This window comes from Solibacillus ferritrahens, assembly GCF_037027585.1.
Lineage (GTDB): Bacteria > Bacillota > Bacilli > Bacillales_A > Planococcaceae > Solibacillus > Solibacillus ferritrahens.
On sequence record NZ_JAXCLE010000023.1, the window covers coordinates 39283 to 49957 of the forward strand.

The following is a 10675-nucleotide window of genomic DNA, read 5'->3' on the forward strand; positions in this document are numbered from 1 at the left end:
TAGAAGATTATTTAAAGGAGCTATACCAAATATGGACAATTTACGCGAGCAATGGTTTGGAAATATACGTGCGGATGTACTGGCAGGTTTAGTTGTTGCATTGGCACTCATTCCGGAAGCAATTGCTTTTTCTATTTTAGCAGGAGTAGATCCGATGGTCGGACTGTATGCCTCCTTTGTTATCGCTGTAACAATCAGCTTTGTTGGCGGACGCCCAGCGATGATCTCTGCAGCAACAGGTGCGATGGCCCTTGTCATCGTGTCACTTGTAAAGGACCACGGATTACAGTATTTATTAGCCGCCACTATCCTAACTGGAATTATTCAAATTATTTTTGGCGCTTTAAAAATTGCTAGACTAATGAAGTTTATTCCGAATGCGGTCATGATTGGCTTTGTAAACTCACTAGCCATTTTAGTTTTTATCGCTCAAACACCTCACTTTATTGGTGGAAGCCTCATGACATGGTTATTTTTACTCGGGACGATTGCACTGATATACTTAATTCCACTTTTTATAAAAGGAATCCCGGCGCCTCTCATAGCAGTCGTCATCTTAACAGTAGTAGCAATTTATTCTGGGTTTAATCTGAACACAGTTGGAGATATGGGGACTATTACACAATCATTGCCTTCATTTTTCATTCCCGATATTCCTTTTACATTTGAAACATTGATGATTATTTTACCTTATTCTTTAGCTTTAGCTGTTGTTGGCTTGGTGGAATCTTTATTAACGGCTTCTATTCTCGATGATATGACTACTTCTGAAAGCGACAAAAATAAAGAAGCCCGTGGTCAGGGCATTGCCAATGTTATCAATGGATTTTTTGGAGGTATGGCCGGCTGTGCCATGATTGGGCAATCGGTTATTAATGTAAAGTCCGGCGCAAGAGGTCGTCTGTCTACATTTGTGGCTGGGGTATTTTTAATGTTTTTAATATTAGTTTTAGGTGATTATGTCGTGCAGATTCCAATGCCTGTACTCGCTGGTGTAATGGTCGTTGTGTGTATTACACAATTTGACTGGCAGTCATTTAAATATGCAGTGAAAGCACCAAAGAAAGACGTTTTTGTTATGCTCCTTACAATAGGCGTCGTACTGTATACACACAATTTAGCACTCGGTGTTGTGGCTGGTATTGTTGTAAGTGCCCTATTCTTTGTAAATGAAATTTCGCGTGTCTCGGTTTCACAGCAAGGTACGACTTATTTCGTTAAAGGTCAGTTATTCTTTGCGTCAACGGAAAGCTTTATGGACTATTTCAAATCGATCTCAATGGAGCAACCTTCCATCCAAATTGATTTTACACAATGTAAAGTATGGGATGATTCAGCAATTGGGGCTTTAATGAAGGTAAAGGACCAATTTAAAGCGAATAATATAACAGTAACGTTCTTAAATATTGATGAATCAAGCAAGCAGCTTATGAAAAAATTAACAGGTTCTACATTAACCGATTAGGAGTGGTTTTATGTATCAACATATTTTATTGGCCGCAGATGGTTCAGAAAACTCATTACGTGCAGCAAAGGAAGCTGTAAAAATAGCGAAAATAAATGCCGAGACAATGGTAACGATTATTTTTGTCATTGATATGGTTAAAGTAAAAACAGAAGTATTGCATGCGAGTTCCAATGAAGGTCTTTATATGGAACGTCGCCAAAAGATTGTACCGATTGAACAACTATTCCAAGATGAGCAAATCAAATGTCAAGTTGAAATGATTCATGGATCACCCGGACCAGAGATTATTAAATATGCCAATACACAAAATGTAGATTTAGTTGTAATCGGCAGCCGTGGATTAAATAGTTTGCAGGAAATGGTTTTAGGTAGTGTTTCCCATAAAGTGATGAAACGTGTTCAATGCCCGGCGATGATTGTAAAATAAAGCATAAGAGGCTGGGACAAAATCCTCCTCAAGACTTAAAGCCGTTCAAACTTTTAGGGATCACTTCAAATTTGAACGGCTTTATTTTTTTATCTGCCCTGTAGCCGTTGTTCTCCGTTACGGTGGACGCTTTCCTGGGGGCACGAGGCCAACACGATGTTGGTCACAAAAGCGTTGCCACAGGACGTGGCGTTTTTAGCTTTTGTTCCTTACACTCTCCCACGTGCTCCTGCGATTACTCGTCGCAAAATAAATTTTGCTTGTCCCCAAGGAGTCGCCGCCTTCACTCCGAACAACTAATTTTTCTTCTTTATCAAAAAAATCTCTGCATAATTTCAAGCATGAAAAAAGGTCCTTCTCTAAAAGAATGCTTGCAACTGCTATCTCTCCATAATATCTATTACTTTATGGTAGGAAGCCAAATTGATGGTATGATTCCCTTTTGTATATAAAACGTTTGCCCCTTCTCGTTCTCCTTTTTTCCAGCCATTTAATTTCAGAACAATTTCATAATCAAGTGGTATCCCATTTTCCTCGGAAGCCCTTGACCAATTATAACTTTTCACTCGTTCACTCTCTTGAACTAATTCCGCTGTTATTGGGATAGGGAAACCGTATAAATTTTCGGTTATTTCATAATTAGAATTCGAAGAAACTAAAATAATCCCTAATATAATGACTAATATAGCAATTGCCCATCTAAATTTTTTCTTTATTGCACTCACCTCATGATAAGTTTTTATAACAATGGCAATTAACTGTATGATCATTTACCATACCGACAGCCTGCATATAAGAATAGCAAATGATACTTCCGACAAATTTAAATCCGTCTTTTTTTAACTGTTTACTCATCCGATCACTTATTTCGGTTGTAATTGGAACCTCTTGTGGGCTTTCCCACTCGTTGATAATTGGCTTGCCATCAACAAAGGACCATATATAATTTGAAAAAGAGCCATATTCCTTTTGAATGGCAAGGTAGCTTTTCGCGTTTGTAACAACACTATTGATTTTCAACTGATTGCGTATAATGCGCTCGTCATTTTTTAATGCGGTTAATTTGGCTTCATCGTAATGGACGATCTTATTAGCATCAAATTGATCAAATGCTTCTATGTATCCTTCCCTGCGCTTTAAAATTGTCAGCCAGCTCAATCCTGCCTGTGCACCTTCCAGACAGAGCATTTCAAACAATTTCCGGTCATCAAAAACCGGTACTCCCCACTCCTCATCATGGTATTTCACATAAACCGGCTCATCCAGTTTCACCCAACTGCATCGCTCCATTTCATCACCGTCTCTTTCTTTTATTTTCCACTGTAAGGGATTTTCGGAAACAGTGTCAATTAAAACAGTAACGATAGATGATTCTATTTTACGTTTGCGGTTGTGGGATTAAAAATTAAGCAGTAGAATAGGGTATGCTGGACAAATGTGTACATTTTATGAAATGTTTCATAGAGACATTTCACCTATTTTTTATATTTTGGAGGAACATCGTGAGAAATTTATTGCAGGTTATCCCTATTCCGATAAGCGGTCTTATGCTCGCTTTCATTTCATTGGGAAATTTATTATTGAGTATGAATCAATCCTTAACAGGACATTTTTTCTTTTTTATTGGCATAGTACTATTTCTTTTAATCGTGGGGAAAATTCTTTTTGCGTTCTCTTCTGTAGTTAAGGAAATGCAAAATCCGATTATTGCATCCGTATCCCCCACCTTTACAATGGGGACTTTATCCATCAGTAATGGGTTACACTACTACGGCATTCAGGAAGTTTTCATACATACGCTATGGATTGCTGCTGCTACTTTGCAAATTGGAATTATTCTATACTTCATTAAAACGTTTGTTTGGAAAAATAAAGTAACGATCTCGCAGGTCTTTCCAAGCTGGCTAATTTTATTTGTCGGTACGGCTGTAATGCCTTTAACAGCAGGTAATCTGTCAGGAACGTTCACTAAGGGCGTTTTAATTTTTGCTGTATGTGCCATTGTTATTTTAGTACCAATCATCATTTTACGTGGCTTTATTCGCAAAGATCTCCCTGAACCTACTATTCCGATGCTGACGATTTTAACCGCTCCAGCATCGCTTTGTTTAGCAGCCTACTTTAAGCAGTTTGAAGCGCAATTATTTATTGTCGTCACTTTCTTTATCGTCGCTCAGCTGTTGTATCTTTTAGTATTAACGAAATTGCCGAGTGCTCTTAAGCTCCCATTTTATCCGAGCTATGCAGCCTTCACTTTCCCATTGGTCATTTCGGCTACCGCGACCAATGCAGTCATTCATTTCTTTGAACAAAAAGAAACTGCGAGTCAATGGTTAACGTCTTATTTCTATTTCCAGCTAACCTTCTCATCCGTTATAGTGCTTTATGTTTTGATACGCTATATCAATTATTTAACTGTACAACTTCACCAGAAACGGGCTATTGCCGCTGAGAAAAAAGAGGCAATTTCATAATAAAATCCAAATATTGAAACATTCCCCCTTTAGACGTCGTATTATATTGAAAGGGGGGATTTTTTTGAAAAGAGTCATTTTTGCACTATTAATTATTATCTTAATATTAATCCTGATTTATTTCTGGCTTGGGAACGAAATGGACGCTGCACTGAAAAACGAGGCAGACGGTTCAAATGAGTATGTCGTAATATTAGGCGCAAAAGTTAAGCCAGGTGGTATACCTTCCCTCTCTTTAAAGAATCGACTGGATGTGGCCTTGGACTATTTACAAAAGCACCCCTCTGTTAAAGCGATTGTTACTGGGGGTCAAGGTGCAGATGAGGATCGAACAGAAGCATCTGTCATGGCTGCTTATTTAATAGAACATGGTATTGATCAGAATAGAATTATGCTGGAAGACCAATCCACCTCCACTTACGAAAACTTATTGTACGCGAAGGAACTTTTGCCTGACGAAGTGACAAACATTACGATTATCTCAAATGATTTCCATTTAAAGCGAGCTGTCATACTTGCAGAAAAAGTCGGCCTGCAAGCAGATGTTTTGGCAGCGCCCACTCCGAAAGTAGTCAACACGAAATCTCGTATACGAGAGCGTTTAGCATTAATAAAAGCATATGTTAAAGGCCAATAATTTTACATTCCGCCTCTATTTCGTTATCGTAAATAGTATCGAATAGTTGAGGTGAACTGAATGAAACTTAGTATATTAGATCAAGTACCTATATCCAAAGGGATGTCTTCAACAGAAGCCCTTGCAAATGCAGTAAAACTCGCTCAGCTTGGCGATGAGCTAGGCTATGAGCGAATTTGGTTTGCTGAACATCACAATACAACATCGCTTGCAAGCTCAGCACCTGAAGTAACTGCTGCTTATGTTGCTGCGAAAACTGACAGTATTCGCGTTGGAACAGGCGGCATTATGATGATGCATTATTCTCCATTTAAGGTAGCTGAAGTGTTTAAAACATTGGCTGCATTAGCGCCTGGGCGAATTGATTTCGGTGCAGGACGCGCACCTGGTGGGGATATGCCTGCTATGACTGCCCTTGCCAGCGGACGCAGACCCGATTTAACGGAGCAATATGATAAGCTTGAGATTATTTTACGTTTAATGAATGAACAACGGACTGGTGAAGCCGTTTATGATAATGTTGTCGCTGTCCCATTTAAAGTAGAGCTCCCTCAAAGTTGGCTGCTCGGCTCTAGTGGACAAAGTGCGAAACAGGCAGGAGAAACCGGTGTTGGCTATTCTTTTGCTCAATTTTTCAATGGGCAAATGTCGAAATCTATTTTTGATGTCTATCGAAATAGTTTCCAACCTTCATATTTTATGGAACAACCTAATATCATTACGACATATGCTGTCAGTGTTGCCGAAACGACAGAAGAAGCGGAATACTTATCTATGCCAATGCAAATCACCCGGTTGAATTTAATGCGAGGCAAACTGCTGAACGTACTTTCTCCTGAAGAAGCGAATGACTACGCATTAACGGAAATGGATAAAATGATTCTTCAACAAAACCGTCCTCTTATGTTAATCGGTTCAGCAGAGGAAGTTGCCAATCAGATAAAAGAGGAGCAGGAATACTTCGGCTTTGATGAAGCGATGATTAACTGTAATCTCTATACAATTGACCAACGTTTAAACAGTTATCGTTTGTTGATGGAGCAGTTTAATAAATAAGAACCAACCTGGGACATAACGAAAAATATCCATTTTCTCACAGAGAAAATGGATATTTTTCTAGATTTTTGCTAGAATTGCTTTTCAATCCGGGGATGCTTTCCACGGGCGTGGCCTGAGCCTGTAGTCTCAAGCGTCATACTCCTGCGATTAATTGTCACAAAAATAATTTCGCTATTCGCGTAGGAAGCTTTGCTTGTAGCGAAAGGCGATAGCCGTCAGCTACACTCGCCCCTATACTCCAATCAATTCATAGAGTATCAGCTTTTTAATAACTCTTACTTTATATAATAAAAAATCTACTTTTTTCCAATAATATATATTATACCGTCGCGATCGTCACTTGAGGCTGCGGTGCTATTCTTGCTACGATGATACTATTAATCGCATTAATATAGGCTAATGCAGAGGCTTTTAGTATGTCTGTATCTGCCGCTTTTGCGATGTATTTTTCACCATTATGCTCGACAATGATTTTTACTTTTCCTAACGCCTCCTGTCCGCGCGATACAGAGCTGATATTGTATTCAATAAGCTTCACTTGAATGCCTGTTACATCCGCAATGGCTGAGTACAGTGCATCAACCGGTCCAGAACCGACTGCGCTTGATTTGAATACATCCTCCCCACGTCGAATTTTCACACTGGCAGAAGGGAATGTCGAATTTGAAATAATCTGCAGATCTTCAATATCATAAAATTGATCTGAGAATGTTTCTTTACTCGGATTATTCTTTTCCGATTTCTCATAGTAATTTTCAACAATGACATATAAATCATGGTCATAAACTTCTTTTTTCGAGTCAGCCAGCTTTAGGAAATCCGCAAATACCCCTTCAAATTCTTCATCGGTAAAATCATTAAACCCTAATTTGGAAAGTGAATTTTTAACAGCATGACGTCCTGATCTTGCCGTTAATATTAATTCCATATCTTCCAGTCCAACATCTTCCGGATGCACGATTTCATACGCATCACGGGATTTTAACAGACCATCCTGGTGAATACCGGAAGAATGTGCAAATGCATTGTCTCCAGTAATTGCTTTGTTTACTTGCACATCAAGACCCATAAAGCTTGAAACTAGGCGGGATGTATTCATAATTTCTTTCGTATTAATATCGGTAAACACATCATAAACATCACCGCGCGTTTTAATGGCCATCACTACTTCTTCCAGCGCCGCATTACCTGCGCGTTCCCCAATACCATTCATCGTTACTTCCACTTTATCCGCACCATTTTTAATGGCTGCCAATGTATTGGCCGTAGCCATCCCAAGGTCATTATGACAGTGTACAGAAAGTAGTACCGAGTCGTCTAAATTTTTCATGCGGTAATTCAATTTCGCAATCATTTCACCCCACTGTTCCGGCTCTGCATATCCGACTGTATCGGGGACGTTAATCATCGTCGCTCCAGCTTTCATGACGGCTTCAATCGTCTTCCAAAGATACTCAAAATCCGAACGGGATGCATCTTCTGTGGAATATTGAACTTGTGGTAAAAGTGTTTTTGCATATTTCACTGCATCGATACCAATTTGCAGAATTTGATCTTTTGATTTACTGAATTTCTTTTCTACGTGTATGTCCGATGTGCCAAGCACCATATGAATCATCGGATTGTGTGCATATTTCACCGCATTGTATACCGAATCAATATCATCTTTTACAGCCCGTGCCAATGCAGTAATCATGATGTCTGAACTGTTTCCTACTTTTTTTGCAACTGCCTGTACTGCATCAAAATCGCCTTGTGAAGATGCTGGGAAACCGGCTTCAATAATATCAACACCAAGCTTTTTTAATTGCTGGGCAATCTCAACTTTTTCGTATAAATTCAGTTTAGCCCCAGGCACTTGCTCGCCATCACGTAATGTCGTATCAAAAACCCAAATTTTTCTGCTCATTTTCATTTCCCCTTTTCATCTTTTATTCATTTCAATGCAACAAACAGGAGCTCAAAATAAAAAACCCCGCCTCTATCCACTACGATAGAGACGAGGTTGAACTCGCGGTACCACTCTAAATTGAACGCACATTGCTGAAACGTTCCACTTAACGACAATTGATGTCTAGTCTTTTAACGGTGACTGCCGACTTCCCTACTCATTTTCAGGTCGTAGCTCATGGACGAGTTCAATAGTTGTATCTGCCAGTTTCCACCACACACTGGCTCTCTAAAAGTATACAGGCTATTTACTATTTCCATTCATTGCTTAACTATTGTCTTGAAATGTAGTTTAACGACAATTTCCAAAGAAGTCAATAGTTATCTGAAAATTTAATTAATATTAAATGCGATCGCCATTGAAAATTGAGTTTTTTACTACTGCATAATCAACCGTGCGAATCGCCGCCAATGTTTTACCGCCTGAATAAGAGATGGAAGACTGCAGATCCTGCTCCATTTCTGTTAATGTATCAAAAATAGACCCTTTAGAATCGACATACATTTTCTTGCCTTCTACATTTTTGCGCTCACCTTTTTGGAACTCCGATGCCGAACCAAAATATTCTTTCATTTGCTTGCCATCAATTTCAACCGTTTGACCTGGTGATTCCTCATGACCTGCAAACAGTGAACCAATCATAACCATTGATGCACCGAAACGTATCGATTTTGCAATATCACCATGTGTACGAATTCCGCCGTCAGCAATAATTGGCTTCGTAGCAGCTTTTGAACACCAACGAAGTGCGGCTAATTGCCAGCCACCTGTACCAAATCCTGTTTTAATCTTAGTAATACAAACTTTACCTGGTCCAATACCTACCTTAGTAGCATCCGCGCCTGCATTTTCAAGCTCACGAACAGCTTCAGGCGTCCCAACATTTCCTGCAATAACAAAGCTATTCGGTAAATGCTTTTTAATATGTCCAATCATTTCGATTACTTGATTTGAATGACCATGGGCAATATCAATTGTAATGTATTCCGGTACAAGCTGGGCATCTTTCAATTCTTCAATAAATGTATATTCTTCATCTTTTACGCCAACCGAAATCGAAGCAATATAGCCCTGCTTCTGCATGCTGCGAATAAATTCTGCACGCTTTTCCGGCTGGAAGCGGTGCATTATGTAAAAATAACCTTCAGCAGCAAGCTTCTCAGCTAATGATTCATCAATAATCGTCTGCATATTTGCAGGTACAACTGGAATTTTAAATGTATGGTTTCCTAATGTAATAGCAGTATCACACTCTGTGCGACTTTTTACTATACACTTTGCTGGTATTAATTGAATATCCTCATAATCGAAAACTGTATCTACCATTTTCAACACTCCTAAACACGAACATTTTTATTTGTTTTTACATAATCATTCGTCATTTGTTACTTTACAAAATAATGAAAGCGATGTCAACTAAAAACGAATTATTTTTTAATGTTTATCAGAATTGTTCGGTTTTATGTCTTTTTCCCCTGATTTTTATACTTTCTTCAAATAAACATTGCTCCAATAGACAGGAAAATGATTTAATGAACAGAGGAAAAGGAGTCGATGAATTGATGGTAGTCAAGTTTATGAAAGTTAACCTAGTTCAAAATTGAGCTTACAATAAGTAGCTCAATATTATGAAAGATAATTGGAGCTGAAAAAATTGGAACATCTACTAAACTGTATGAAAATTATTGGAGACGATATAATTCAACGAACGCAATTAATGCATCGCCTAGAACTTGTACGTGCTTTTCAATTAAATAAGGGTATGAGAGTATTGGAAATCGGATGTGGTCAAGGAGACACCACGGTTGTATTGGCAGATGCAGTTGGACCTACCGGGCAAGTTGTAGCCATTGATATTGCATCTAAAGAATACGGTGCGCCCATTACATTAGGAGAAGCATCGGAAACAATCGCAAAATCTCCTCTAGGACAGATTATCGATTTTTATTACGAAACAGATTTTCTACAGTTTCAAATTGAAGAACAATTTGATGTCGTTGTTTTATCTCATTGTTCTTGGTATTTTCAAAGTACTGAAATATTGGAAGCTTACATGCAGAAAATACGGACTGTAGCGAAACGAGTATGTTTTGCAGAGTGGGACATTGATTATACGATGCCTAGTCAGCGGGCACATTTCTGCGCAGCAAATATTTTAGCATTATATACAGCGTTTATTGAAGATGATGGCAATATCCAGAATCTATTTCATAAATCACATATCAAAAAAATACTAGAAAGTACAGAGTTCACGATTACGAATGAACAGATGGTTGATGCGAGCTACTTGCAAGATGGTCAATGGGAAGTGGATTATAGCAATTACCTTCTCAATGAATTCCCGCAAGTTCCTGCCAAAATTCAAACATTAGTAGAAAGCTTTGCTTACTTAATGAATGAACAGCAAGAAGCTGTTTTGTCATTAAATAGCTTTGTATTATGTGCAGATGCTTAATCTAGATTTATAAAAATATAGAGGTTGAGGCAAAACCAATAATGCCATTTTTCTCTGAGAGAAAAACGGCATTATTTTGCTATGTGTAAAAATTGATTTCCATTCCGGGACGCTTTCCGCGGGCACGGCCTGAGCCTGTAGTCTCAGGCGTCGTGCTGTTCCCGCTGGAGTCGCCCTCCATTCCAATCAATTTTATAAAATATC

General features: G+C 38.7%; 10 protein-coding genes and 1 other annotated feature. Of the genes, 6 read left to right on the forward strand and 4 right to left on the reverse strand.

Going from position 1 to position 10675, the window contains the following annotated elements; translation table 11 throughout:
- Positions 1 to 31 precede the first annotated feature (31 nt).
- Together SNE38_RS17060 and SNE38_RS17065 are read left to right on the forward strand one after the other, a co-directional pair.
- Positions 32 to 1465, forward strand: coding sequence for a SulP family inorganic anion transporter (locus SNE38_RS17060; protein ID WP_336046952.1), 1434 nt, complete (start codon positions 32 to 34; stop codon positions 1463 to 1465).
- A gap of 10 nt (positions 1466 to 1475) precedes the next feature.
- Positions 1476 to 1895, forward strand: coding sequence for a universal stress protein (locus tag SNE38_RS17065; RefSeq protein WP_191703464.1), 420 nt, complete (start codon positions 1476 to 1478; stop codon positions 1893 to 1895).
- Positions 1896 to 2275: 380 nt separating this feature from the next.
- Here the strand turns inward: SNE38_RS17065 and SNE38_RS17070 are convergent, their stop codons facing one another.
- Entirely contained in the window at positions 2276 to 2665 is a 390-nt protein-coding gene (locus SNE38_RS17070) for a hypothetical protein (protein ID WP_336046953.1), read from the reverse strand.
- Positions 2622 to 3185, reverse strand: coding sequence for a DNA-3-methyladenine glycosylase I (locus SNE38_RS17075; RefSeq protein WP_336046954.1), 564 nt, complete (start codon positions 3183 to 3185; stop codon positions 2622 to 2624). The genes SNE38_RS17070 and SNE38_RS17075 overlap by 44 nt, the downstream gene beginning before the upstream one ends.
- A 212-nt stretch (positions 3186 to 3397) precedes the next feature.
- Between SNE38_RS17075 and SNE38_RS17080 the strand changes: the two genes are divergently transcribed.
- The 3 genes from SNE38_RS17080 to SNE38_RS17090 all read left to right on the forward strand — a co-directional run bounded on the left by SNE38_RS17080 (position 3398) and on the right by SNE38_RS17090 (position 6062).
- Positions 3398 to 4369, forward strand: coding sequence for a TDT family transporter (locus SNE38_RS17080; RefSeq protein WP_336046955.1), 972 nt, complete (start codon positions 3398 to 3400; stop codon positions 4367 to 4369).
- Between the two features lie 64 nt (positions 4370 to 4433).
- Positions 4434 to 5006: a YdcF family protein gene (locus tag SNE38_RS17085; protein ID WP_191703467.1), complete on the forward strand. Its 573-nt coding sequence runs from the start codon at positions 4434 to 4436 to the stop codon at positions 5004 to 5006.
- Between the two features lie 60 nt (positions 5007 to 5066).
- Positions 5067 to 6062, forward strand: a complete 996-nt coding sequence (locus SNE38_RS17090) for an LLM class flavin-dependent oxidoreductase (protein WP_336046957.1) — start codon at positions 5067 to 5069, stop codon at positions 6060 to 6062.
- A 322-nt stretch (positions 6063 to 6384) separates the two neighbouring features.
- Here the strand turns inward: SNE38_RS17090 and SNE38_RS17095 are convergent, their stop codons facing one another.
- A complete protein-coding gene (locus SNE38_RS17095; protein WP_336046958.1) occupies positions 6385 to 7974 on the reverse strand; it encodes a 2-isopropylmalate synthase in 1590 nt (529 codons plus the stop codon).
- An 83-nt stretch (positions 7975 to 8057) separates the two neighbouring features.
- Positions 8058 to 8289: a binding site (T-box leader), on the reverse strand.
- 69 nt (positions 8290 to 8358) lie between these two features.
- Positions 8359 to 9342: a GMP reductase gene (gene guaC / locus SNE38_RS17100; protein WP_191703470.1), complete on the reverse strand. Its 984-nt coding sequence runs from the start codon at positions 9340 to 9342 to the stop codon at positions 8359 to 8361.
- 349 nt (positions 9343 to 9691) lie between these two features.
- Between guaC and SNE38_RS17105 the strand changes: the two genes are divergently transcribed.
- Entirely contained in the window at positions 9692 to 10471 is a 780-nt protein-coding gene (locus tag SNE38_RS17105; RefSeq protein ID WP_336046959.1) for a class I SAM-dependent methyltransferase, read from the forward strand.
- Positions 10472 to 10675 lie beyond the last annotated feature (204 nt).

Bases quoted from the DNA above. Each gene is read 5' to 3' on its own strand.
- SNE38_RS17060 (WP_336046952.1), top strand. From the start codon at position 32: ATGGACAATTTACGCGAGCAATGGTTTGGAAATATACGTGCGGATGTA.
- SNE38_RS17065 (WP_191703464.1), top strand. From the start codon at position 1,476: ATGTATCAACATATTTTATTGGCCGCAGATGGTTCAGAAAACTCATTA.
- SNE38_RS17070 (WP_336046953.1), bottom strand. From the start codon at position 2,665: ATGATCATACAGTTAATTGCCATTGTTATAAAAACTTATCATGAGGTG.
- SNE38_RS17075 (WP_336046954.1), bottom strand. From the start codon at position 3,185: ATGGAGCGATGCAGTTGGGTGAAACTGGATGAGCCGGTTTATGTGAAA.
- SNE38_RS17090 (WP_336046957.1), top strand. From the start codon at position 5,067: ATGAAACTTAGTATATTAGATCAAGTACCTATATCCAAAGGGATGTCT.
- SNE38_RS17095 (WP_336046958.1), bottom strand. From the start codon at position 7,974: ATGAGCAGAAAAATTTGGGTTTTTGATACGACATTACGTGATGGCGAG.
- guaC (WP_191703470.1), bottom strand. From the start codon at position 9,342: ATGGTAGATACAGTTTTCGATTATGAGGATATTCAATTAATACCAGCA.
- SNE38_RS17105 (WP_336046959.1), top strand. From the start codon at position 9,692: ATGAAAATTATTGGAGACGATATAATTCAACGAACGCAATTAATGCAT.